The organism is Streptomyces pluripotens, from assembly GCF_000802245.2.
Lineage (GTDB): Bacteria > Actinomycetota > Actinomycetes > Streptomycetales > Streptomycetaceae > Streptomyces > Streptomyces pluripotens.
On record NZ_CP021080.1, the window covers coordinates 6,928,474 to 6,952,451 of the forward strand.

20 protein-coding genes are annotated in these 23,978 nt (G+C 70.3%); 13 read left to right on the plus strand and 7 right to left on the minus strand.

The window, feature by feature from the left end:
- The first annotated feature begins 70 nt into the window (after nucleotides 1–70).
- Nucleotides 71–1,564 (plus strand): DNA-binding protein NsdB, encoded by a 1,494-nt coding sequence (locus LK06_RS30640; RefSeq protein WP_039651804.1) that lies wholly within the window; start codon nucleotides 71–73, stop codon nucleotides 1,562–1,564.
- 35 nt (nucleotides 1,565–1,599) lie between these two features.
- Here LK06_RS30640 and LK06_RS30645 read toward each other — a convergent pair whose 3' ends face one another.
- The gene (locus LK06_RS30645) at nucleotides 1,600–3,042 is read right to left on the minus strand and encodes a PP2C family protein-serine/threonine phosphatase (RefSeq protein WP_039651802.1); all 1,443 of its coding nucleotides are present in this window, start codon (nucleotides 3,040–3,042) and stop codon (nucleotides 1,600–1,602) included.
- A gap of 343 nt (nucleotides 3,043–3,385) precedes the next feature.
- On the opposite strand from LK06_RS30645, the gene LK06_RS30650 reads away from it, so the two are divergent.
- Complete coding sequence (locus LK06_RS30650; protein ID WP_039651801.1) at nucleotides 3,386–3,799, plus strand: SsgA family sporulation/cell division regulator; 414 nt, start codon at nucleotides 3,386–3,388, stop codon at nucleotides 3,797–3,799.
- A gap of 377 nt (nucleotides 3,800–4,176) precedes the next feature.
- Here the strand turns inward: LK06_RS30650 and LK06_RS30655 are convergent, their stop codons facing one another.
- Nucleotides 4,177–5,271 (minus strand): baeRF3 domain-containing protein, encoded by a 1,095-nt coding sequence (locus LK06_RS30655; protein ID WP_039652197.1) that lies wholly within the window; start codon nucleotides 5,269–5,271, stop codon nucleotides 4,177–4,179.
- A 196-nt stretch (nucleotides 5,272–5,467) separates the two neighbouring features.
- Here LK06_RS30655 and LK06_RS30660 point away from each other — a divergent pair, with 196 nt between their 5' ends.
- A complete protein-coding gene (locus LK06_RS30660; protein ID WP_039651799.1) occupies nucleotides 5,468–6,247 on the plus strand; it encodes an alpha/beta fold hydrolase in 780 nt (259 codons plus the stop codon).
- Between the two features lie 278 nt (nucleotides 6,248–6,525).
- A complete protein-coding gene (gene asnB / locus LK06_RS30665) occupies nucleotides 6,526–8,367 on the plus strand; it encodes an asparagine synthase (glutamine-hydrolyzing) (RefSeq protein WP_039651798.1) in 1,842 nt (613 codons plus the stop codon).
- 34 nt (nucleotides 8,368–8,401) lie between these two features.
- Here the strand turns inward: asnB and LK06_RS30670 are convergent, their stop codons facing one another.
- The gene (locus tag LK06_RS30670; RefSeq protein WP_039651796.1) at nucleotides 8,402–10,012 is read right to left on the minus strand and encodes an alpha/beta hydrolase; all 1,611 of its coding nucleotides are present in this window, start codon (nucleotides 10,010–10,012) and stop codon (nucleotides 8,402–8,404) included.
- A 284-nt stretch (nucleotides 10,013–10,296) separates the two neighbouring features.
- Between LK06_RS30670 and LK06_RS30675 the strand changes: the two genes are divergently transcribed.
- Entirely contained in the window at nucleotides 10,297–11,013 is a 717-nt protein-coding gene (locus LK06_RS30675; RefSeq protein ID WP_086083573.1) for a chaplin, read from the plus strand.
- A gap of 285 nt (nucleotides 11,014–11,298) precedes the next feature.
- Complete coding sequence (locus LK06_RS30680) at nucleotides 11,299–12,156, plus strand: GNAT family N-acetyltransferase (RefSeq protein ID WP_039651792.1); 858 nt, start codon at nucleotides 11,299–11,301, stop codon at nucleotides 12,154–12,156.
- A 260-nt stretch (nucleotides 12,157–12,416) separates the two neighbouring features.
- Here the strand turns inward: LK06_RS30680 and LK06_RS30690 are convergent, their stop codons facing one another.
- Nucleotides 12,417–12,680, minus strand: a complete 264-nt coding sequence (locus tag LK06_RS30690) for a GlsB/YeaQ/YmgE family stress response membrane protein (protein ID WP_039657837.1) — start codon at nucleotides 12,678–12,680, stop codon at nucleotides 12,417–12,419.
- Nucleotides 12,681–12,898: 218 nt separating this feature from the next.
- Here LK06_RS30690 and LK06_RS30695 point away from each other — a divergent pair, with 218 nt between their 5' ends.
- Nucleotides 12,899–14,362 carry a hypothetical protein gene (locus LK06_RS30695; protein ID WP_039657762.1) on the plus strand — a complete coding sequence of 488 codons (1,464 nt, stop codon included), beginning with the start codon at nucleotides 12,899–12,901 and terminating at the stop codon, nucleotides 14,360–14,362.
- Nucleotides 14,363–14,646: 284 nt separating this feature from the next.
- Here LK06_RS30695 and LK06_RS30700 read toward each other — a convergent pair whose 3' ends face one another.
- Complete coding sequence (locus tag LK06_RS30700) at nucleotides 14,647–15,084, minus strand: SPW repeat protein (RefSeq protein WP_039657764.1); 438 nt, start codon at nucleotides 15,082–15,084, stop codon at nucleotides 14,647–14,649.
- A 644-nt stretch (nucleotides 15,085–15,728) separates the two neighbouring features.
- On the opposite strand from LK06_RS30700, the gene LK06_RS30705 reads away from it, so the two are divergent.
- Nucleotides 15,729–17,855, plus strand: a complete 2,127-nt coding sequence (locus LK06_RS30705; protein ID WP_039657766.1) for an MMPL family transporter — start codon at nucleotides 15,729–15,731, stop codon at nucleotides 17,853–17,855.
- Between the two features lie 522 nt (nucleotides 17,856–18,377).
- Here LK06_RS30705 and LK06_RS30715 read toward each other — a convergent pair.
- On the minus strand, nucleotides 18,378–19,442 hold the full coding sequence (locus LK06_RS30715; RefSeq protein WP_043408359.1) for an acyl-CoA dehydrogenase family protein: 1,065 nt from the start codon (nucleotides 19,440–19,442) through the stop codon (nucleotides 18,378–18,380).
- Between the two features lie 118 nt (nucleotides 19,443–19,560).
- Between LK06_RS30715 and LK06_RS30720 the strand changes: the two genes are divergently transcribed.
- From LK06_RS30720 to LK06_RS30740, 5 genes are all read left to right on the plus strand, one after another.
- Entirely contained in the window at nucleotides 19,561–19,911 is a 351-nt protein-coding gene (locus tag LK06_RS30720; protein WP_039657839.1) for a YciI family protein, read from the plus strand.
- Nucleotides 19,912–20,377: 466 nt separating this feature from the next.
- Nucleotides 20,378–20,758, plus strand: a complete 381-nt coding sequence (locus LK06_RS30725; protein ID WP_039657772.1) for a BlaI/MecI/CopY family transcriptional regulator — start codon at nucleotides 20,378–20,380, stop codon at nucleotides 20,756–20,758.
- Nucleotides 20,755–21,681: a M56 family metallopeptidase gene (locus LK06_RS30730; protein WP_039657773.1), complete on the plus strand. Its 927-nt coding sequence runs from the start codon at nucleotides 20,755–20,757 to the stop codon at nucleotides 21,679–21,681. The genes LK06_RS30725 and LK06_RS30730 overlap by 4 nt, the downstream gene beginning before the upstream one ends.
- Nucleotides 21,682–21,788: 107 nt before the next feature.
- Entirely contained in the window at nucleotides 21,789–22,181 is a 393-nt protein-coding gene (locus LK06_RS30735; protein WP_039657775.1) for a VOC family protein, read from the plus strand.
- A gap of 105 nt (nucleotides 22,182–22,286) precedes the next feature.
- Nucleotides 22,287–23,357, plus strand: coding sequence for an adenosine deaminase (locus tag LK06_RS30740; protein WP_039657777.1), 1,071 nt, complete (start codon nucleotides 22,287–22,289; stop codon nucleotides 23,355–23,357).
- Here LK06_RS30740 and LK06_RS30745 read toward each other — a convergent pair.
- Nucleotides 23,339–23,854 (minus strand): mycothiol transferase, encoded by a 516-nt coding sequence (locus LK06_RS30745; RefSeq protein WP_039657779.1) that lies wholly within the window; start codon nucleotides 23,852–23,854, stop codon nucleotides 23,339–23,341. The two genes, LK06_RS30740 and LK06_RS30745, sit on opposite strands and share 19 nt — an antisense overlap.
- Between the last annotated feature and the right edge of the window lie 124 nt (nucleotides 23,855–23,978).

Genomic DNA, 23,978 nt, shown 5'->3' on the forward strand with positions numbered 1-23,978 from the left:
CCTGGCGAATAGTCGCCCGGCAACCTCCACGGGGCTAGTGTCAACTCAGCCGAGAACCTGGGGGCTTGACGTGAGTGGACAACCCAACACCCGCCTTGCGGACCTGTTCGGCCTGGCCGGCTGGTCGAAGGGCGAACTCGCGAGGCTGGTAAACCGGCAGGCGGCGGCCATGGGCCACCTCCAGCTGGCGACCGACACCTCCCGAGTGCGGCGGTGGATCGACATGGGAGAGATCCCGCGCGATCCGGTACCGCGGGTGCTGGCGGCCCTGTTCACCGAGCGTCTCGGCCGTGTCGTGACCATCGAGGACCTCGGTCTGGTACGGCACGGGCGTGCGGGGAAACGGCAGGGCGACGGGATCGAGGAACACCCCGACGGAGTGCCGTGGCCGCCCGAACGGACCGCCGCGGTCCTCACCGAATTCACGGGAATGGACCTCATGCTCAACCGACGCGGCTTGGTGGGCGCGGGTGCCGCGCTCGCCGCGGGATCCACACTCAGCAGCGCCATGCACGACTGGCTGCACACCGACCCGGCCCTGAAGGCCGATGCCCCTATTCTCGACGACCCCTTGCACACCGGCCCCGTTGGGTTCGACCGCTTCGAAGCCGCTCCGATCGGATCGCAGGAGGTCGACGAACTGGAGCGCTCGGTCGAAGTGTTCCGTGCCTGGGACGCGGCCCGCGGCGGCGGGCTGCAGCGCAAGGCGGTGGTGGGGCAGCTCAACGAGGTGGGCGGCATGCTCACGTACCGTCACCCCTCACACCTCCAGAGGCGCCTGTGGGGTGTCGCCGCCAACCTGGCCGTCCTCGCAGGCTGGATGTCGCACGACGTCGGCCTGGAACCCACGGCGCAGAAGTACTTCGTCATCGCCGCCCACGCCGCCCGTGAGGGCGGTGATCGGCCTCGCGCTGGTGAGGCACTGTCCCGGGCGGCCCGGCAGATGGTGCACCTCGGTCGGCCGGACGACGCACTGGATCTGATGAAGCTCGCCCAGTCCGGTGCCGGCGACCGTCTGCAGCCGCGTACGAAGGCGATGTTCCACACCATCGAGGCCTGGGCCCAGGCCTCGATGGGCAAGGGCCAGGCGATGCGCCGCACCCTCGGTATGGCGGAGGACCTGTTCGTCTCCGACCGGGACGACGGCGAACCACTGGACTGGATGCAGACCTTCAGGGACGAGGATCTGTACGGGATGCAGGCCCTCGCGTACCGGACGCTGGCCGACTTCGACCCTGGCGCGGCCGTGCACGCCCAGCACTACGCGGAGAAGGCGCTCGCCCTACGCATCGACGGGCGGGAGCGGTCGAAGATCTTCGACCATCTGTCGATGGCGTCGGCCTGTTTCATCGCTGACGATCCCGAACAGGCCGACCGGTACGCACGGCTGGCCCTGATGTCGATGGGGTCGAACTCCTCCCGGCGCACCTGGGACCGGCTGCGGCAGATGTACCGCCTGACCGCGGAGTACGCCGGCTACCCGAAGATCCACGAGCTGCGGGAGGAGATCAGGCTCGCCCTGCCCAATCCGAGAAGCACGGGTGACGGCAGTGCACCGGCGTAGGAGGGACTGTGCACCGCGTCCTCGCCGGGATCAGCTCACGAGGTGACCCTGGCGACGAGCACACAGACGTCGTCCGCACGTCGCGTTTTGCTGAGCTCCTCCACGACCGCCCGCACGCACTCCTGCGCGGTGCGCGCCGCACTGAAGCGCGGGGCCATGTCGAGCAGGCGGCCCACAGCAGTCGGCTGGTCGTGGGCCGTCACCAGGCCTTCGGTGTGCAGCAGGAGGAGATCCCCGGGCTGAAGGGTTGCCATGGCCTGCCCGTAGCCGGCGCCCGAAGTGGCTCCGAGCAGAACGCCGTCCGGCGGGCTCAGCATGTGCCCCGTCCCGTTTCGGTAGAGCAGCGGGACGGGATGTGCTGCCTGGGCCCAGAGCAGAGTGCGGTTCTCGGCGCGGTAGCGGCAGCAGACGGCACTGCCAAGGGCGGGTTGGACCGAGGTGTCGAACAACTGGTTGAGCATGGTGAGCAGTTCGCCGGGTTCGGCGCCGCTCATCGCCATGCCGCGCACCGCCCCGAGTAACATGGCCATGCCCGAGGCGACGGCCACGCCCTGCCCGGTGAGACTGCCGACGCCGAGCATGGTCTGGCCGTCGGGCAGTTCCAGTGCGTCGTACCAGTCGCCGCCGATCGACGCGCGCGCAGCCGCGGGCAAGCGGCGGGCGGCCAGATCCAGAGCCGGTGCCCCTTGGTGCAGGAGGCGCAGCGGGCCACGCCAGGGGGGCAGCACGGCTTCCTGTAGTTCGGCCGTGATCCGGTGCTCGGTCTGTTCCTGCCGGCGGTGGCGCTGCAGCGACTCGCTGGTCTCGCGTACGCAGCGCTGGCTGCGGCGCAATGCGCTGACGTCCCGCAACACGGCCCACATCGATGCTGTGCCACCGTCCGGGCCCAGTACGGGTTCGCCCATCATGTGTACGGTCCGCACGCAGGAGTCGGGCCGCACCACGCGGAACTCCCCGTCGATGGGCTTGCCGTCCACCAGGCAGTCCGTCACCATCGCGGTCAGCCTGGGCCGGTCCTCGTCGAGGATGAGAGAGGGCAGGTCATCCAGGGTGAGAGCGGGACCGGCCGGGTCGCGGCCGAGGATCTGGTACAGCTCGCCCGACCAGGTCGCCTCATCCGTCAGCAGGTTCCACTCCGCGCTGCCCACGCGGCTGAGGAGCGATCCGCACGTAGGGCCGGCGGGCGGTGCCGGACCGCTGGCGGACGTCCGGGCGGGCCCGGCCTGGGCGGGGGACACGGAGGTCGGACCGTCCCGTAACTGAGCCAGGTGAGCGTCGAGGTCGTCGAGGTGGTGCAGTGCGAGGTCGTACAGGGCACGCTGCCAGCGTCCCTCTGGGGCCGCGCCGTCGCTTCGGGTGTTCCGACGCACCGCGTCCACTTCGTCCTTGAGCCGCCGTGCCTGCGAGATCAACGCCTCGACCGAGTCGCGTCCGGATGGTTGGGCGGCTGGACGGTCCGCGGAGACTGGGGACGGCATGACGCACTCCGATGGGGGACGGTACGGCCGGGGAGGACGGGGTGCTACGACTGTCGCACAGTGGTCGGGGCCCTGTAGGGAAATTGGCAACACACGATACGGTGGTGCTTCCGGCATATGTCAGAGTCTTCCCCGGCTGAACGCGGATACCGGCAACGTAGCCGTCGTTGGACTCAAGCGGTCGGCGCGCCAAGGAAATCGACTGACGCCGGTGCCTACTGCGTCGCGTCCGTGCGCAGGTTTGCCGCGCTCATGCTCCCTCAGGTCGCCAACCGGCCGGTACCCGCCGAACTCTGACCGGATTTGGCGGCATGGACGGGACCCTCGCGCACTCCATAAGGGTATGGACATCACCATCGAACACCTCGCCCGAGCCCGGCTCATCACCACGGAGGACCGCGAGATCCCGGTGTCGGCCACCCTCCGGTACACCACGTGTGATCCTCTGGCCGTCTACGTGGACTTTCCCGCCGAGGCGGCCCTGGACGGTGAGGAGGTCACCTGGACCTTTGCGCGCTCGCTGCTGGACCAGGGGCTGCGTGCCCCGGCCGGCCACGGGGACGTGCAAATATGGCCGTGTGGCCGCACGCGGACGGTCGTGGAGTTCCACTCGCCATACGGTCTCGCCCTGCTGCAGTTCCAGGCCTCGGCGTTGCGGCGCTTCCTGGTGTGCACCTACGGCGTCGTGGGCTCCGGGCAGGAAGACATGGCAGCGGTGGTGGAGCGGGGGTTGAGCGCCCTGTTCGGTGGAGTGTGACAGGCCGGGGCGCTCGGCTCCCGGCGGCCACCGGGGTGCGGGGCGAGGCCTGTGGTGGTGTGGCCGCGGACCTCACCGTCCGGGTGCCCGCATCGGCTGCGACGGACGTCGTGCAGTCGCCCCGGTTCCTCGGGTCGGAGACCCGTCCGCGCCGGGTGGTGTCGAGCCGGGCCTGCAACTCGTGGTTGCAGGCCTCGGCGAATCGGGCCGGACGCCTCCGGCGGTACCGCTGCCGCGGCGGTGGTCGCGCCGTGGGCCCGTCGCGGTTCCGGGCGCTGCCGGCCCCGGAACGCTGCCTCCGAGCTCCCGGCGTCCCCCACGCTCCTCCGATTGGTCCCCAGCGGTCTCCGGGGGCCCAGGCGGCACGTGGTGGGACATCAGTACCGCAGCACTCCCGCGATGCCGTTCGCGTCGCCCAGGGTTCCGTCGGGAACGAAGCGCACGTCGGCACCGGTCTCCAGGCACTGCTCCACGATCTCGTCCACGATGTCGTCGCGGGCATCCAGGGCACCGGGCCCCGCTGGCATCAGATGGGCACCGAGGTCGCCGACTCTCGCCTGATAGTTCTCTTCCACGGCGAGCAGCCGGACCCGGCCGTCCCGGGCGCTCTGCCACAGCTCGTCCAGCCCGGCGGCGAAGGTCCGGTGACCACGTGCGGAGGTCAGCTCCCGGACCACGGAGGCGGCGTCCTTCGCGGTCTCCGCCGCCAAGACCGGCTGCAGAGCCTGCCACACGGCGTCGGGACCGGCGTGCGCAAGGCCGCCGCGGCGCACCTGCACGGCGGACTTGGCGGCGCCGCCGACCTCGTCCAACAAGGAGAGCGCCGCCTCTTCCCCAGTGACGTACAGCGGACGGGGCTGGTCGCGCAGGAGCGTGCCCAGCGCGGTGTCAGCTTCCCGGAGGAACTGCCGGGTGTCTTCGTCGCTGAAGGTGCTCGGCAGATCACCGACGCGTTCCTGGCGCTCGGCGTCGAAGTTCTCCCGGCTGCGGGTGAGCGGGAAATCCCCAGTGCGGTCCTCGGTGACCCGTTCCGGACCACCGCTCCACAGCGTGACGCGGTCCGCCGATACCGACAGTACCCAGAAGGGCCGTTCGGCGGCCTGCGCCGCGACTAGGTTGCGGGTGAGGAAGGTGTCCGAGAGCACCACGCGCTCGGGGACGGTGCGGGCCAGCGACCAGACTTGGTGCTCGCCCGGGGCGGCGAAGATCACCAGCCCGTCCTCGGCGTGCGCCAGATCGACCTCGGCCAGCGCACGATCGAGCTGTGCCACGACGTCGGCGCGCCGGTCGCGGGAGACGGCGGGGTCGGCTTCCAGGCGTTTGCGCGCCTCGGTCACCACGTTGCGCAGCCGGACCGGATCCTGGCCGTTCTCCGGTTCGCGGCGGTGCGTCGGGGTCAGCACGGACACCGCGGGGTAGGGGCGCGGGCGCCGCAGCTCGGCGAGGGTGGCGGGACTCAGTGCGTGCTCCATGAACAGCACGATAGGGCGGATTCGCGTATACGGCATTCGGGGTAATCCGGACCCGTTGGCCTCTGAGTTTCCGATGCGGACACTCCCATGGGTTTCGTCGGTGATCCTTCTGCCGCCGGTGACGGCACGTCGTGCGACCGGTCACCGTACCCGCCAGTAACCACAATGCTTCGCACTCCACCCGCAGGAGGCCTTCATGCCGCAGCTCGAAGTCGCCGGAGCTGCCCTCACGTACGACGATGAGGGTCCCCGCGACGCCATGCTCACACCCCTGGTGCTCGTCCACGGCTGGACCGCCAATCGGCACCGCTGGGACCATCAGGTGGCGCATTTCCGTGGTGGCCGGCGGGTGATCCGGTTGGACCTGCGCGGCCACGGCGCGAGCACGGGGGTCGGGGTGCGTACGATCGCCGAGCTCGCTGAGGACGTCCTCGCCCTACTCGGTCATCTGGGCGTCGAGCGGTTCGTGTTGGTCGGCCACTCCATGGGTGGGATGATCGCCCAGACCATCGCGCTCGCCCACCCCGAGCGTGTGGAGCGGATGGTGCTGGTGAACTCGATCGGCCGTATGGCGTACAGCCGTGGCCGGGCGCTGCTCATGGCGGCCTCCGCTCTGGTGCCGTTCAAGCTGTTCGTCGCGGCCAACATCCAGCGGGCGTTCGCACCCGGATACCCGCGCGAGGAGATCCGGGAACACGTCCGCACGTCGTCCGGCGTCCCGCGCGAGGTGGTCATGACCCTGTACGGCGCGATGCGCACCTTCGACCTGCTCGACCGGGCCGGGGAGATCCGTACGCCGACCCTGATGGTGCACGGTTACCACGACGTCCAGCTGCCGGTGCGGCAGATGCTCCGGATGGCCAAGGCCTATCCGGATGCGGTCGTGCGCATCCTGGATGCCGGCCATGAACTGCCGGTGGAGAAACCGGCTGAGCTGACCGCGGCCCTGGACTGGTTCGTGACTGAAAGGCCTTAAGCCGTAAGGTTTTTGGGCAAGACTTTACCTCTGGCCGGTTCCTGACGGCGTCGGCCCGGTGGCGTGGGGTGCGCTGAATGTCACGCAGGCAAAACGCGGCCGAAACCATGAGGTGCCGGCGGCCTGTGGTGCGGCAGCCTCGTTGACCGCGCCCGGGTGCTGACGGAGGCTGCTCGGCATATAGATGCTGAGTACAACTGGTTTGCCGGTCGGGTCGCCTCCGCGTTGCAGTCGCAGGTGAACGAGCCCCACGGCGATCCGGAGGCAGGAGGTAGCGCATGTGTGGCATCACCGGATGGATCTCTTTCGATCGTGACCTCACCACCGAGGCCACCACGTTGCAGGCGATGACCGAGACGATGGCCTGCCGGGGCCCGGACGACCGCGGCACCTGGGCCGAGGGCCCCGCTGCCCTGGGGCACCGCCGGCTTGCCATCATCGACCTTCCCGGGGGGCGCCAGCCGATGTCGGTCGCGACCTCCGAGGGGAACGTCGCCCTCGTGTACTCAGGAGAGGTGTACAACTTCACCGAGCTGCGCCGGGAGTTAGTGGGCCGTGGCCACCGGTTCACCACTGACTCCGACACCGAGGTCGTCCTGCGCGGATACCTCGAATGGGGTGACGCGGTGGCCGAACGCCTCAACGGCATGTACGCGTTCGCCCTCTGGGACGGCCGCGACCACAAACTCGTGATGATCCGTGACCGCATGGGCATCAAGCCGTTCTACTACTACCCGACCGCCGACGGCGTTCTGTTCGGCTCCGAGCCCAAGGCGATCCTCGCCCATCCACTGGCCCGCCCGCGCGTGTGCTTGGACGGCCTGCGTGAGTTGTTCGTCCTGGTCAAGACCCCGGGGCAGGCGGTCTGGGACGGAATGCAGGAGGTCGAACCCGGCACGGTCGTCACCGTCGGACGCAACGGCCTCACCACGCGCGTCTACTGGCGACTGCGGACCCGTCCGCACACCGACGACCGTGCCACCACCATCGCCACCGTGCGTTCGCTCCTCGATGACATCGTGTGCCGCCAGCTGGTGGCCGACGTGCCGCGCTGCACGTTGCTCTCCGGTGGTCTCGACTCCTCCGCCATGACCGCGCTGGCCGCCCGCCAACTAGCCGGACGGGGCGAGCAGGTGCGCAGCTTCGCTGTTGATTTCGCCGGCCAGGTGGACAACTTCGTCGCGGACGAACTGCGCGGTACCCCCGACACGCCCTTCGTGCACGACGTGGCCCGGCTATCCGCCACCGACCACCAAGACATCGTTCTGGACGCGCACGCCCTCGCCGATCCGGCCGTGCGCGAGCAGGTGATCCGTGCCCGCGACCTGCCGGCCGGTTTCGGCGACATGGACGCCTCGCTGCTGCTGCTCTTCCGCGCCATCCGGGAGAAGTCCACCGTGGCCCTGTCCGGTGAGTCCGCCGATGAGGTCTTCGGCGGCTACCTGCAATTCTTCGACGAGGCGGCGCGAGCCGCCGACACCTTTCCCTGGCTGGTGCAGTTCGGCCGGCACTTCGGCGACGACACCGACGTCCTGCGTCCCGATCTCACCAAGTCCCTGGACCTGGACGAGTACGTCGCCGACGGCTACCGCACCGCCGTCGCCGGCATCGAGCGGCTGGACGGCGAGAGTGAGTTCGAGTACCGCATGAGGCGCATGAGCCACCTGCACCTGACCCGCTTCGTCCGTGCGTTGCTCGACCGCAAGGACCGCATGAGTATGGCCGTCGGCCTGGAGGTCCGGGTGCCGTTCTGCGACCATCGACTGGTCGAGTACGTCTACAACGCCCCATGGGCCCTGAAGTCCTTCGACGGTCGGGAGAAGAGTCTGCTGCGGGAGGCGACCGCGGACGTCCTGCCGCGCTCGGTGTACGAACGGGTCAAGAGCCCGTACCCGTCCACCCAGGACCCGCGGTATGCCCGCGCCCTGCAGGAACAGACCAGGGATCTGCTCGGCAGCCCCTCCCACCCCGTCTTCGACCTGGTCGACCGGGACCGTGTGCGAGTGGCCGCCGAACGTGACGCACCGGTCAGCACCCAGGCGGCCCGGCGCGGGCTGGAACGCACCTTGGACCTCGCGCGCTGGCTGGACCTCTACGCGCCTCAGCTGACTCTCAGCTGAGAGCAATGGCCCAGTCGGCCCGAACGTGCAGCCGTCACCCGCTTGCTCCTCCTCCGCCCTTGCCTGAGGTGTCGATCCGAGCGCTCCCCTCCGCGGGGCAGGAGCTGCCGCTCGGGGGCAGGGAACCGTAGAGCAGGAAGTCGTCGATCTTGCGGTGCACGCACCTGGAGGAGGAATACCCGGTGTGGCCCTCGCCCTTGTTGTCGAGCACCACGGCCGACCGCCCGAGCCGTTCGGCCGTCTCCACGGTCCACCGGTAGGGGGTCGCCGGGTCACCGCGCGTGCCCACCAGCAGCATTTTCGCCGAATGCACGTCCTTGACCCGCTTGCGGATGAAGGTGGTGCCCTTGGGGCGGCCGTAGCACATCAGTAGCTGGGTGAGCCGGTAGCGGCCGAATACCGGTGAGGCCTCCTCGTACGCGGTCCGCAGTTCCTTCAAGTCTTGGATGAGGCGGGTGGCGGAGGGCCGGTCGGGGTCGTCAGCGCAGTCGATCGCCAGCAGTGCGGCCCGCGGGTTGTCCGCCGGCACCTCGTCGGCGTTGACGGGCCCGCCGTCGTTCCGCCCGCGGTCGCGGGACGGCGCACTCCCGCCCGGGGCGAAGTTCAGCACGCCCCGGGTGTCGCCGTTCTCGACCAGCGAGGCCAGCGCGCGTTCCAGCAGGGGCCAGAACTCCTGGCTGTATAGGGCCTGCCCGAGGGCGCCCACCAGATCCTGTCCCGAGAACGAGCCGCCGAAGCCCGTGGGCACCGGGTTCTCGTCAAGGGAGTGTACGAGCCGCACGACCTGATCCCCGGCCGCACGCCGGTCCTGCCCGAACGGGCAGCCGGTATCCGTCGTACACCAGTCCAGGAAGTCGTCCAGCGCTGTCTGTTGGCCTTGGGCGCCCGCGATGCCTTGCTCGGACAGCGGTTCGGTCAGGGTGTCCACGCCGTCGAGAGCCAGTCGCCCGACCTTGTGCGGGAACTGTGCCGCGTACACGGCGCCGAGTCGCGTTCCATAGGAGAAACCGAGGTAATTGAGCTTCTTGTCGCCGAGTGCCTGGCGGATGATGTCCAGATCTCGGGCGACGTTCACGGTGCCTATATGGGGCAGGACCGGGCCGGAGTGCCGGGCGCACTGCTCGGCGGCCTGCCGCAGTGCCAGCAGCAGCGCAATCGGATGGTTGATGTCGGCACCCCGGCCCGTCACCGGCGAGGCGGCGTCGCCGCAACTGACGGGCGAGGACCGACCGACACCGCGAGGGTCGAAGGAGACCACGTCGTAGCCGTTGGTCAGGTCCATGAACTGCTTGCCGTCAGTGGCCAGTTCGCTGATCCCGGCACCACCGGGGCCGCCGAAGTTCAAGAGCACCGAGCCGCGTGACGCGCCGGTGGCGCGGTACCGGGCCAGCGCCAGGTCGAGTGTTCCCGTGCGCGGATGGGAGTAATCGAGGGGCACGGTGACCTTCGCGCACTGCAGATCCGGTGGCACGTCCGGGCCCTTGCACGCGGCCCATGCCACCCTCTGCCGGTAAAACCGGGACAGGTCTGGCTGCGGCCGGCTGGCGGCTGCTGCGGGCAACCCCCCGCCGAACAGCGCCAGGGACAGGACTCCGGCAACCGCGCAACGCCGCACGGCGGGCAATGTCGAGAGCATGGCCTGCATCGATCGCCTCCCGGGGTGCCGACCGTGGACCGGGGGCGGCGCCCTCGGAACACCATAGGCGGGCCCCGGACGGCCTGCCTCCGGGCGGGCGGAGAGTGTGCCGGGTGCGGTACCCTTCGCGCCATCCGTGCCTATTAGCGATTATTGAGCGACTAAACGAGTGGTTGGCGCATCCTGTAGCTCGATGGGGTGAAAGACCGATACGCCATAACTCTTGCTGGTTCGCCTGCGTTTACACAGGTGCGGGTGAGCGCCCGCGACGATCTCTGGAAGGCAGGGAACCTATGAGACGGGCTACCCGAAACGGTGTGATCGCCGTCGCTGCCGCCTCCGGTGCAATGGCCGTGGCGCTACCGGTATCCGCCGCGTTCGCGGCCGATGGCGCCGCCGCCGACGGCTCCGCGGTCGGCTCGCCCGGGCTGATCTCCGGCAACAGCATCCAACTCCCGGTGCAGGTTCCGGTGAACCTGTGCGGCAACACCGTCAACGTCGTGGGACTGCTGAATCCGGCCGCGGGCAACCGCTGCGAGAACAGCGGCGGCGGGGGAACGGGCGGGCCGGCGACGTCCGGCGGCGCGGCGACCCAAGGCGGGGCATCGGCCCAGGGAGGGGCGTCGGATTCGCCCGGAGTGATCTCCGGCAACGGCATCCAGCTCCCCGTTGACCTGCCGGTCAACGTCAGTGGCAACAGCGTCGACGTGGTCGGCCTGCTCAATCCGGCCGAGGGGAACCAGTCGGTGGACGCGCCAGGCGGCGATCACCCCCGCACCCCCCCGCCCCCACGGGCCCCGGAGCCCCCGACGCCCCCGGCGCCGAAGCCTCCGACTCCGGGCAAGTCCCGACCTGCGCCGCAGCCCTCGAAGGCTGTCCCGCAGCAGACGGTGTCCACGCTGGCCCACACCGGAACGGACGTGATGGCCCCAGCCGTCGCCGGAAGTGCAGCGCTCCTGGTCGCGGGTACGATCCTGTACCGCCGCTTCCGCCCGGGCCGCACCGGCTGAGGCACCAGCTCCCGGGCCCCGCCGGACACCGGTCCAGCGGGGCCCGGGGCGCGCGGTTGCTCCCGCGGACCCCGGGTCTGCGGGCCGTGCGCGCCGTCAGGCGGCCCGGACCCGCATGTGCCACGGACCGTCAGTGCGGTGTCGAAGCGGCATAGCGGCACGTCCACCGAGTACGCCTGCATCCTGCGCGTCGCGAGCAACGGCTGATCTTCCCATGGTGCGCTCCTCGTTGATCCGCGAGGATGCTGCGCGGCAGTCACGACCCGAAGCACATGGAGCGCACCGATGACCTCTGCGGCACCCCACGACCTCGTCGTCACGCAGGCCACCCTTGCTGACTGGCCGGTGATCAGCGGGTGGGCGGCGGCGGAGGGGTGGAATCCGGGGCTGTCCGACGGACCCGCGTTCTTCGCGCAGGACCCCGAGGGGTTCTTCTTGGGACGCATCGGCGGGGAGCCAGTATCGGCCATCTCCGTCGTCAACTACAGCCCCGACTACGCCTTTCTCGGCTGCTACCTCGTCCGGCCCGGCCTGCGCGGCCACGGCCACGGCCTCACCACCTGGAAGACCGCTCTGGCCCACGCCGGGAGCCGGACCGTCGGCCTGGACGGAGTCGTCGCCCAGCAGGACAACTATCGCCAGTCCGGCTTCGAATTCGCCTATCGCACCATCCGGTTCAGCGGCGCCGCTCCCGAGGGTGACGGGACGCCCACCGGTGTCCGACCGGCCGTGCCCGGGGACCTGGCCGCGATCACAGCCTACGACGGCGCCTGTCACCCGGCCGACCGGCCGAGCTTCCTCGCCAAGTGGCTCACCGGGCCTGGACACTGCGCGTTCGTCCGGTACGACGGCGACCGCCTCACCGGCTACGGGGTGGTGCGTCCCGGCCGTGACAGCCTGCGCATCGGTCCGCTCCTCGCCGACACCACGGACGACGCCCGGGCCCTGTTCACCGCCCTGACGGCCGACGTCGCCGGCCGCGAGGTCGCCGTCGACGTACCCGAGCCAAACACGAGCGGCGTCGCCCTCGCCGAAGAGGCGGGGCTCCGTCCCTCGTTCGAGACCGCCCGGATGTACACGGGGCCGGTGCGCGACCACGCTCAGGAGTCCGTGTTCGGCGTCACCACGCTCGAACTCGGTTGACCGGGGGGGGAGTGGTCCGCCGACCGGCTGGCCCGCCGTACGAGGCGGGGCCGCCGGCACCGCGGCGTCCTGACGCGGCCGGGGCATCTACCGTGCCCCGGTCGCCGGGCGTGCCCGCGCCGCAGCCCACGGCTACCGCCACCTCCAGGTGGACGCCTCGTCCATGAGCCGGCCGGCCCTGGAACGCCTCGGTTTCCACGTAGTGAGCGCGACCACGCCCCACCTGTACGGGGGCTGACCGGCCCCTCACCGGCGGCCCCTCAGCGGCGGTTCCGTGCCCGGTCGAGCGCTGCGACGCCCAGCGCGGCCAGGGCGATCTGGATGAACCACTCGATCCAGTCGGGTCCCTTGGTGTCTGCGACCCCGAATCCGGCGGCGATGGCTGAGCCCAGCAGCGCGGCCACGATGCCGACGGCGATCGTCCACAGGACACCGATGTGTTGCCGTCCGGGGACGACCAGTCGGCCCAGTACGCCGATGATGAGCCCGATGACGATGGCACTGATGATGCCTGAGATCTCCATGTCCACCCCACTTCGTTACCAACCTCGTCGTTCTGTGGTGTTCCCGCTGTAAGCGGAGACAGTCCGCTTCGGTTATTGCCGGGACTTTCTGTTCACTGGACCTTCATGCCATGTACCTTTCAACCACTCGACGCGTGTAGAACGCTCAAACGAGCTCTACGCGCGCAGACTTGGCGCCCGCATCGCCCCTCTCCCCACCCCTCACGGAGGTATGCCGGATGCTTGGAACCAGGAGATCCCGCCGCAGACTCACCACCGCTCTGACCGGATTTGGGCTGCTCCTCGCCGGGGCCGCCTGCCAGGTCGGCGCAGGCACCCCCGCCCGCGCGGCGACCACCCACCGCATCCTGTTCGACAACGCTCACGCCGAGACGGCCGGCAACGCCGACTGGATCATCTCCACCAGTCAGCCCGACCCGCTCGGCGAGGACGCGTCGCCGTCCGCCGAGACGGACTGGACCGGCGCTCTGTCCTCGTGGGGCGTCGCGCTCCAGAAGGCCGGTGACTACAGTCTGAAGACGCTGCCGCCGGGCTCCAGCCTCAGCTACGGCGGCTCCTCCTCGATGGACCTGTCGCAATTCGACACGCTGGTTCTGCCGGAGCCCAACACGCTGTTCACGACCGCCGAGAAGACGGCGATCATGAACTTCGTGAAGAACGGCGGTGGCCTGTTCATGATCTCCGACCACACCGGCGCCGACCGCAACAACGACGGCGAGGACGCGGTCGAGATCCTCAACGACCTGATGGCGAACAACAGTGTCGACTCCGCCGATCCGTTCGGCTTCTCCATCGACTCGCTCAGCATCAGTTCCGACCACCCTTCGGCTATCAGTGACAGCACCGACCCGGTTCTGCACGGTTCGTTCGGCACGGTCACCAAGAGCCTGATCGCCAGTGGAACGACCGCCACTCTCAAGCCCGCCGACAACTCCAGCGTCAAGGGCCTGCTCTACCGCACTGGGTACTCCGGGAACACCGGAGCTTTCTTCCTCACCAGCACCTTCGGCAGCGGTCGTGTCGCGTTCTGGGGTGACAGTTCGCCCATCGACGACGGCACCGGCCAGTCTGGCAACAGGCTGTACGACGGCTGGAACGACTCCAGCGCCACCAATGCGGCCCTCGCCCTCAACGCCACTGCGTGGCTGGCCGGTTCGGGCGGCAGCGGCAGTGGCAGCGGTGGTGGCGGGGGAGGCGGCACCGGTAGCTGCACCGCAGCCCAGCTTCTCGGCAACAACGGTTTCGAGTCGGGCAATTCCGTCTGGAACGCGTCCAGTGGCGTGATCACCAGCTCGACGAGCGAGGCGGCGCGGTCCGGCTCGTACTATGCCTGGCTCGACGGGTACGGCACAGCCACCACCGACACCCTCTCCCAACCGGTGACCATCCCTTCCGGCTGTACGGCGGCGACGTTCAGCTTCTTCCTCCACGTGGACACGGCGGAGACCACGACCAGTAGGGCCTACGACACCCTCAAGGTCCAGGTGCTGAGCAGCTCCGGTACGGTCCTCGCGACCCTGGCGACGTACTCGAACCTCGACGCGGCCTCGGGCTACACCCAGCGGAGCTTTGACCTCAGCGGCTACGCAGGGCAGACCGTCACCCTCAAGTTCACCGGCACCGAGGGGTCCAAGTACCAGACCTCCTTCGTCGTGGACGACACCGCGCTCCATGTGAGCTGAGCGTGTCGAAGGGGGTGGGCTGTCCATCCGGTCCGCCCCCGCAGTGTCGGCCCGAGCCCCATCGGGGGCCGGCCTGGGGCAATCGGAGCCCGACCGACCCGGATTAGGCCGGTCGGGCTCCGGTACCTCGGCCGTCTACGAAGCCCGCCAGACCGCCAGCCCGCGTCGGCTGGCGCCTGCAACCGGGTGGGGCGGAGGGCTGGCTTGCCCGGGGGACTGGCCCTCCATCCGTCACGTCGTTCCGGCCCTCCTCTCCTCCTTCTCCGTCTCCTTGGCGTCCGGCCCTACGTCGTGGGGGTGCTCTTCGCCGCCGTGCCGGCGCAGGCCAGGCCGAGGGTGAAGGCGAGTGCCCCGATGACGACGTTGTTGATGATCACGCCCGCGTCCGGGCTGCTGCCCACGATCCACGGAGCGATGATCATCCAGACACCCACGGCGCACATGGCCCAACTGAGGCCGTACATTCGCTCGGGAGCCCTGGTGAATCCCAGTGCCAGCAGGCCGATCGCTATCCCCACGATCAGGTTGTGGGTGACGAGCGCCGGCTGGCTCGTCGTGTAGTGCACGATCCACGGAGACGCCGCGCAGTACAGGCCGAGTAGGAACACCGGCCCGTCCACGAGCGCCACATCGCGACCGCCGAGCATGCGGGCGTAGCGCGCCCGCATTTCGGAGACATCGGGGTGAGTCGATATGTCACCCCTGTGCGAGACGTTGGCCATGACTCGTCTCCTTTGACTGTGCAGGCCAGACCGCGTCTGGTGCGGTGCGTGGTAAGCGCTGCATGGTCCAGTTTGCTCTTATTTGGCTTTTATGTGTAGAGGTGGGGTGGGCCTGTTGTGCTGCACATCAGCAGGGTTCTCCGGAAAGCCGTCGGAGAGCATCCGCTCCCTGGAAGCGCTGCACCAGTCGTGCACCGAAAGTCCCGGCGGAACCGTCTCGCGGCAGGGCGGCCCTGTCGTGCACGCCAGCTGCATCTATCGGAGGCCGCGCCGCATCTGATGCAGCCCTGCCGGGCGTGACTCTTCAGCGCGCCCAGCGGCCACCCGGTCCTGGCCGTGATCTGAGTCTGCGTGAGGTCCTTGGGGAAGGCCCGGGCGGGCCGTTCGGGTACCCGCGCCCGGCCTCAGGGACGGCCGTGGCCCGGGGCTCCACGCCTTCCCGGCTTCCGGCGAGGAATCCGACCGCATCCACCGACCGGCCCACAGGGGAAGTGACAGCTGTGGGCCGCAAAACCGGCGGCCACCGCACGACCCGGTCGCTAGGGGATGGCTCAGGGCCGAGACGGCCGAGATCGCCAAGACGGTCGCGGCGACCAAGATGGGTCGATAGATGCGATAGGAGTCCGTGCCGAGCCTGGAGAGAGATGGCTGCCACCACCACCCGGACCGCCCGTCGGCTGGTCCCCTTCATCCTGCTTGCGGTCTGGCTTTCCATCGGCGCGTTTCTGGGGCCCTTCGCCGGGCGTCTCGGCGAGGTCGCCACCAATGACCAGGCCGCCTTTCTGCCGCGCAGCGCCGAGTCCACCCGTGTCATCGCCGAGCAGCGAGCCTTCCAACAGCAGGAGACCCTGCCCGTGATCGTTGTCTGGACAGCCGACGCAGGGGGATCCGTACGAGACCGTCGGGCAGCCGCCACCGCAGTCCTGGCCTCGCTCACCGGCACACCCGGCGTGGTCGGCCGGGCTTCCCCAGCCCTGCCTTCCGCGGACGGAAAGGCGTTGCAGGGTGTGGTGCCGGTGCGGCCGGACCTCGGGGACCGGCTCCCGGATGTCCTCGGTCGGATCCGCGCAACCGCCGACACCGTTCCCGGCACCACCGTCGCACTTGCCGGGCCGGCTGCCACCCAGGCCGACCTGGCCGACGCCTTCTCCGGCATCGACGGCCTCCTGCTCGGCGTCGCGCTCCTCACGGTCCTGGTCATCTTGCTGCTCGTCCAGCGCAGCGTGCTGCTTCCGCTGATCGTGATCCTCGGCGCCGTCTTCGCCCTCGGACTGGCTTGTGCGATCGTCTACGCCCTCGCGGACAGTGCGGCGGTCCGTGTCGACGGACAGGTACAGGGCATCCTCTTCATCTTGGTGATCGGCGCGACAACCGACTACGCGCTGCTGTTCAGCGCGCGTTACCGCGAGGAACTCGCCCGGGACACGGACCGCTTCACCGCGGCCTGGACCGCGCTCCGGCGGTCCTGGGGGCCGATCACGGCGAGCGCCGCCACCGTCGCTCTCGCTCTGCTCGCCCTGCTGCTCAGTGACCTGACCAACAACCGGGCACTCGGTCCGGTCGGGGCCGTGGGCATCGGCTGTGCCGTGCTCAGTGCCCTGACCTTCCTGCCTGCCGTCCTCGTCCTCCTGGGCCGGACCGCCTACTGGCCCGCCCGCCCGACTCCCGCCGACGACGGGGAAATCGCGCGGGGCGTGTGGCGGCGCGTCGCCGGCCTCGTCGACCGCTCGCCCCGCAGGGTGTGGGCGAGCTGCCTCATCGCCCTGCTCATCTGCGCCGGGTTCGCTCCCACACTCACCTCCAAAGGCGTCCCGCTGTCCGAGATCTTCGTCAACGACGCACCATCGGTCGCGGCACAGAACACGCTCAGTCAGCACTTCCCCGGCGGCTCGGGCACCCCGGCCGTCATCGTTGCCGACGCCGAGCGGCTGCCGCAGGTGCTCGACGCAGCCCGGCGCACCGATGGCGTCGCCTCCGCCGCCGGTGTCACCGCCTCCGGAAGTCCGGGTGCCGAGCCCCTGGTCGTGGACGGCCGGGTGCGGGTCGACGCCACCCTGCGTTCGGCCGCGGACAGCCAAGACGCCAAGGACACCATCGCCCGGCTGCGGAGCGCCGTGCACGCGGTGCCCGGCGCCGACGCCCTGGTCGGCGGCTACACGGCTCAGCGGTACGACACGCTGCACACCGCAGAGCGGGACCGGATGATCATCGTCCCTGTCGTCCTGGCGATCATTCTCGTCATCCTCGCCCTACTGTTGCGGTCCCTGCTGCTGCCCCTGCTGCTGGTGTCCACGGTCGCCCTGAGCTTCGTCGCGACACTCGGCGTCTCGGCCCTGGTCTTCCGGCACGTGTTCGGTTTCACCGGCACCGATCCGTCCGTACCGCTCTACGGGTTCGTGTTCCTGGTGGCGTTGGGCGTCGACTACAACATCTTCCTCATGTCCCGCGTGCGTGAGGAGTCGTTGCGGTACGGCGTGCGCCAGGGGGTCGTGCGCGGGCTGGTCTCCACCGGCGGCGTGATCACCGCGGCCGGGGTGGTGCTGGCGGCGACCTTCGCTGCCCTCGGGGTGATCCCGCTGGCGTTTCTCGTGCAGATCGCGTTCATCGTCGCCTTCGGCGTCCTGCTCGACACGTTGGTGGTGCGCTCGTTGCTGGTGCCCGCACTGGTGTTGGACATCGGGCGCCTCGCCTGGTGGCCGGGGCGACTGGGGCGCAGGCAGGAGCGGGTGGGGTTCGAGGGAGAGGTGAACGCCCCCAAGTCGGCTCAGTGACGTGCTGGCGGCAACTGGCCGGCGCGGAGCAGCCGGCCTCGGGCGTGCCCGCGCGAGGGCGCGGGGTGACCCGGCTCGGACACGCCGCTCGTGGCGGATGGCGGACCGGGACGGCGGTCGCGTGCTCCACCTTCGTCCTGGCCGCGGCGGCGACGGCCGGCTCGCTCGCACTGGTCCACCGCGTGCCGCGCGAGCCCTGACGGCGCCGTCGCCGGCCCCGCGTTCCTCCTGATGCGTCACGGCCCGTGTCGGACGAGGAGTCGGGCCCGATGTCCGCCCCGGATGTCGTCCTGTCCGGTCTGCCGGAACGAAGTACCTGAGCGGCGGACCGACCGGAGTTCCGGTGCGGCCGGTCTGACGGGTGCCTCAGCGGAGCCGCGCAACTGTACACGTCGCGCTGGGGACCTTTCGCATGGCTTCGGGGCCTCTCGGCGGTACGGGGCGCCGTTGCCCGGGCTGGTGTGCCGCTGCCGGTGCGTCTGGTGTGCACACGCGGGTCGACGGGGCCTGCCGGACAGGGATTCAGGTGTTCCTGATGCCACCCGGTTCCGGCGGAGTCCCGGCCAAGGTCCGCAGATGCGCCGCGCGTGACTCGGCCGTCTGGCCCTGGACCAGGAGGAACAACGCCTCCCTGGCGAGACGCTGCGCACGACTGGTGAGGGCCATCGCCCGACCTCCCCCGGCCACCACCGCCGCCGTGGTCGCTGTGCGCAGTACCTCGTAGGCATCCGCGCGCACTGCCAGCCGTTCCCCGGTCCGTTCGCCCGGCTCCGCCTGGTCGGCCAGGGCGTAGGCCCGGCGGCGGACGTCGGCCAGTCGGACCCGGAGCGGTCCGGCCGTCTCCTCGTCCAGCAGGGACAGGGCGGACCGGGCGACGCCGAACACGGCAGGGTTGGTGCCTAGCGTTCTGGCCCGGTCCCCGGGCGCCCACCGCTCGTAGGGCGTTCGCAGGGCCACGGCCTCCTCGGGCAGCCACAGGCCGTCCAGCTCCAGCGACACCGTGTGCGAGGCGGTGAGGGCCGCCAGCCGCATAGGCGGTGAGGCACGCAGCCCTCGCTGGTCGCAGGCCTCGGCGAAGGCGAACAGCACCTCGCCGGTGTCGGTCACGCCGGCGAGCAGCAGCACGTCGTTCAGACCCCAGCCGGTGTACCAGGGGACCGTCCCGTCGAACCGCCAGCCGGCGCCCCGCCGGTGGACGCGCACCGGGACGCGCGGATACGCCCGCAGATGTGCGTACGCCACTCCGGACAGCAGTTCTCCGCGCGCCAGGGGGCCCAGCAGCCTTTCGCGTACCGGAAGTTCGCTCTGCGTCAGGGTCTGCACCGGTGTGTGGTGCTGGGTCTGCACGAACCACGTGGAACAGCATGCTCCGGCGAGGATCTCCGCGGTCTCCCGCAGCACGGAAGGCGGAGCCCCCGCGCCGCCGTGTGTGACCGGCGCGACGGCACCGAGCAGCCCGGACCGCTTGACGGCTGCTATGTGACTGGCGGGCACGCCCTCCTGGTCGACCCGCTCGGCCTCGGGGGCGAGCAGATCTGCGGCGAGCCGACGGGCCCGGTCGACGAGTGGATGTGCGCTGATGGTCATACGGAGATTCTCGCGAATTTTCCGCCTGCTCCGGGGCGCGGTGCCGAACCGGAGTCCGGCCGCTCGTGTAGGAGGTGGACGGACAGCCCGACACGGGTCCGACGCCTTGGAGGTCGTCATGAAGCACTACCTGCTCAGCGTGGTCCAGCCGGCCGGCGGGACGCCGCCCGCACCCGACGCGCTCGCCGAGATCATGCGCAACGTCAAGGCCTTCGACGACGAGTTGCGTGCCGCCGGGGCGTGGGTGTTCGCGGGTGGCTTGGACGGTCCCGAGGCCGCCACCGTGATCCGGCCGGGGGACGGCGACGTCCGCACCACCGAGGGTCCCTACGCCAAGGGCGAGGAGTACCTCGGTGGACTGTGCCTGATCCGGGCGGCCGACCGGGAGGAGGCTCTGGCGTGGGGCCGCAAGGCCGCCCTCGCCACCACACTGCCCATCGAGGTGCGCTCCTTCGCGGACCAGCCCTGACGGCGAAACCCGGGCCTACGACCGGCAGACGCCGTTGACCGGCCTGCGCCCCCCCAGACACCGATGGCCGTGTTGGGCCGGCAGGTCGGGCGGCGCTCCACCATGGCCCGGCGCCGTGACCGTCTTCCGCGCCGGGGAACGGGCCCGTGGCCCCTCCCCGGCTGCTTCGGCCCGCGGCACCGCGGACCCGCCGAGGAGTGAGGAAGCGGTGTCCTCCGGTCGTATGGAGGGGGAACCGGCCCGGGCGGACGCGCAGCGGTCGGGCACGGACCCGCGGGGACCCGTTCCGCGAGGGGTCACCCTGGGCGGGGGCGCCTCTCGCCCAGTACCAGGGGTCTGCCGCTCGCTGTTCCGGGGTGTGGGGTCTGGGGCCGGGGCCGGGGTGTGGGCGTACGGCGGCTCCGGCTGACTACCATCGTGTAGACGGTCCCGGACGGCAGAAGAATGACGGGTGAGGAAGGTTCCCATGACCGATGCCAAGGATGAACGCCGACCGGCAGGCGGACTCGAAGCGAGTGTCATGGCCGCGCTCTGGGCTGCCGGCGGGCCTCAGACGCCCGGTCAGGTCCAGCGGAGCCTCGGCGCGGACCTCGCCCGCACCACGGTGACGACGATCCTGACCCGCCTGCACGACAAGGGAGTCGTCGACCGGCGGCGTCAGGGCCGCGGCTACGCCTACTTCCCCGTGCGGGGCGCCCAGGACGCCCATGGCCTCACCGCGCGTCGGATGCACAGCGAACTTGACCGGGACAGCGACCGGGAGACCGTACTCGCCCGCTTCGTCGCCCAGCTCAGCCCCGACGACGAACGCGTCCTGCGGGACCTGCTCGCGTCCGACGGCCGATGACCGCGCTGCTTCTGCTGCCCCTGCTGCTGCCGTTCGCCCTGCCGGCAGCGGCCCACCGGGCCCTGGACCGGCTGGCGCCGGTCGCCGCGCTGCGGACCGTCACCCTCTGCGCGGTCGTCCTCGCCGGCTGTTCGACGGCCGCGCTAGGTGCATTCGTCCTCATCGGCTTGCTCAAGCTCCCGTTCTTCGCCGCGCTCGGCGAACTGGTGCACCCACTGCGCACCGCCTCCGGTGTTTTCGTCGTCCCGGCTGCCGCCCTCTCGGCCGGAGTCCTCGTCAGGTGCGCATGGACGTTCGCCGGGTCGCTGGTCCAGCAGGCGCGGGCCTTCCGGGCAGCCAGGTCACAGGCCGGGCGCGGCCCCGTCGCCGGGGATCTGTGCGTCGTGGACTCGCCCTGCCCGGACGCCTACGCCCTCCCCGGGCGACCGCACCGCATCGTCGTCACCACGGCGATGCTCCGCTCGCTGGACGGCCCCGAACGGGAGGCGTTGTTCGCTCACGAGCGCGCGCACAACGAAGGCGGCCACCACTACTTCCTGCTCGCCGCCGAACTGGCCGCGCACTGCCATCCCGCACTGCGTGCGGTCCGGGGTACGATCCGGCTCGCCGTCGAGCGCGCCGCAGACGAAGCCGCCGCGCTCTCGGTCGGCGACCGGCGCTTGACCGCCCGTGCCATCGCGCGGGCCGCCCTGGCAGGCCAGGGCGGCCACGGCGCGCGTCCGGGGTTTGCTGCAGCCGCGACCACCGGCCCGGTCCCGAGGCGTGTCCAGGCCCTCCTGGCCGTGCCCCGCGCATCCCGGGCCGGCCGCGCGGTCGCCGCGTTCCTCATCGCCTGCACCGCTGTCTCCGGGGTGGCCTCGGTCACCGGCATGGCTGCCTTCCACCACCGGGTGGAGGTTGCCCAGGGCGAGGCGAGGCCCTGACGGGGTAGCTCCCCCGAGCCCGTCGCAACGCGCGTAGAAAGAGGACTGGCGCCCGTCTCGTTTTACGTATAACCTCACCGGCTAACCACCCCCACCGGAAGGTCCCGATGCGACGCGTTGCGCTGGTCACCCTCGTCGTCGACGACTACGACGAGGCCATCCGCTTCTACACCGGGGCCCTCGGATTCCGCCTGGCCGAGGACGCCCCCCGGCTCGACGGCTCCCGTTGGGTCGTCGTGGAGCCCGACGGCGACGCGGGCGGCACCGGGATCCTGTTGGCCCGGGCCAAGGGGGAGGAGCAACGGGCCCGTGTCGGGGACCAGACCGGCGGACGTGTCGGCTTCTTCCTGCACACCGAAGACTTCGCCCGCGACCACGCCCGGATGACGGCCGCCGGCGTGACCTTCCTGGAGGAGCCGCGCCAGGAGCCCTACGGCACCGTCGCCGTCTTCCGGGACCTGTACGGCAACCGCTGGGACCTGCTCCAGCCCGTCGCCTGACCGACGCCCCACCCCTGTTCAACCGGCCTCTGCCGGTCCCCGTGCACCACCACCGCAGCCCCTGCGGTGCCACCGCTGAACCACCTGCTGAGGAAAGCCCCTGCCATGACCGCGCCCCGCATCGACACCGAGTCCCTCCGCCGGCTCCCCAAAGCCGTCCTGCACGATCACCTCGACGGTGGCCTGCGCCCCGCCACCGTCATCGAACTCGCGGCCGCGGTCGGCCACACCTTGCCCACGACCGACGCCGACGAACTGGCGGCCTGGTACTTCGAGGCCGCCAACTCCGGCGACCTGGTCCGCTACATAGCCACCTTCGAGCACACCCTCGCCGTCATGCAGTCCCGCGAGGGCCTGCTGCGTACTGCCGAGGAGTACGTTCTCGACCTTGCCGCCGACGGTGTGGTCTACGCCGAGGTCCGCTACGCGCCCGAGCTGATGCTGAAGGGCGGCCTGACTCTCGCCGAAGTCGTGGAGACCGTGCAGGAGGGGCTGGCCGCCGGAATGGCCAAGGCCGCCGCAGCCGGCACTCCCGTTCGTGTCGGCACCCTACTGTGCGGCATGCGGATGTTCGACCGCGTCCGGGAGGCCGCCGAACTGGCCGTCACCTACCGTGACGCCGGCGTCGTGGGCTTCGACATCGCCGGAGCCGAGGACGGCTTCCCGCCCGCCGACCACCTGGATGCTTTCGAGCACCTGCGTTGCGAGAGCGTGCCCTTCACCATCCATGCCGGCGAGGCGCACGGCTTGCCCAGCATCCACCAGGCCCTGCAGGTCTGTGGTGCCCAGCGGATCGGCCACGGTGTGCGTCTGACGGAGGACATCGTGGAGGGGAAGCTCGGCCGGGTGGCGTCCTGGGTGCGCGACCGCCGGATCGCCCTGGAGATGTGCCCCACCTCGAACCTCCAGACGGGTTGTGCTGACTCGATCGCCGAGCACCCGATCACGGCCCTGAAGGACCTCGGCTTCCGGGTCACCCTCAACACCGACAACCGGCTGGTCTCCGGCACGACGATGACCCGGGAGATGTCCCTGCTGGTCGAGCAGGCCAACTGGACGGTCGAGGACCTGCGCACGGTCACGGTGAACGCCCTGAAGAGCGCCTTCATCCCGTTCGATGAGCGCAACGCCCTCATCGAGGACGTGGTCCTGCCGGGTTATGCGGCTGCGCTCTGAATCAGCCCCTTGAGGTAAGCGGCCTGTCCGATGTGCTGAAGGTCGTCGGACAGGACGCTCACCAGGCGGACACCCAGGGTGACCGGGGGATCCCAGCGCTCGTCGACGATGCGTCCGAGATCGTTGGCGGCGAGACCGCGCAGGGCGCCGAGGGACTGTTCGTGCACGGCGTCGTAGTAGTCCGCCAGTAAACCGGCGGATCCGACCCGGACCTTCGCGACCTTGGCGGGGCTGTGCCCGTAGCCGGTGTCGTGCCGGGGCAGGTCGAGGCCGAAGCGCTTCTCCCAGCCCTGGGACAGCCATACCTGGCCTAGCTCGAAGGCGTCGGCGACGTGGTCGTCCTGGACCCGGGTGAGGTGCCAGACCAGCCAGGCGACGGAATTCGCGTCGGGGACCGGCCGGTGGTGCAGCTCGTCCGGTCCGAGGCCGTCGAGGACGGCATGGACTTCTTCCCGGATGCGGCCGTAGCCGTCTATGAGGATGTCCTTGGCATGCATGCATCCACCTTCGCGTATCGCGCTCCGGCACGCGTCCGGAAGTCCGGCTCCCACGGAAGCCGGACTTCCGACGTGTGCACCCGGACCGCCGGTGGAGTCCCGCGCGGTAAGGATCACCAGGTCG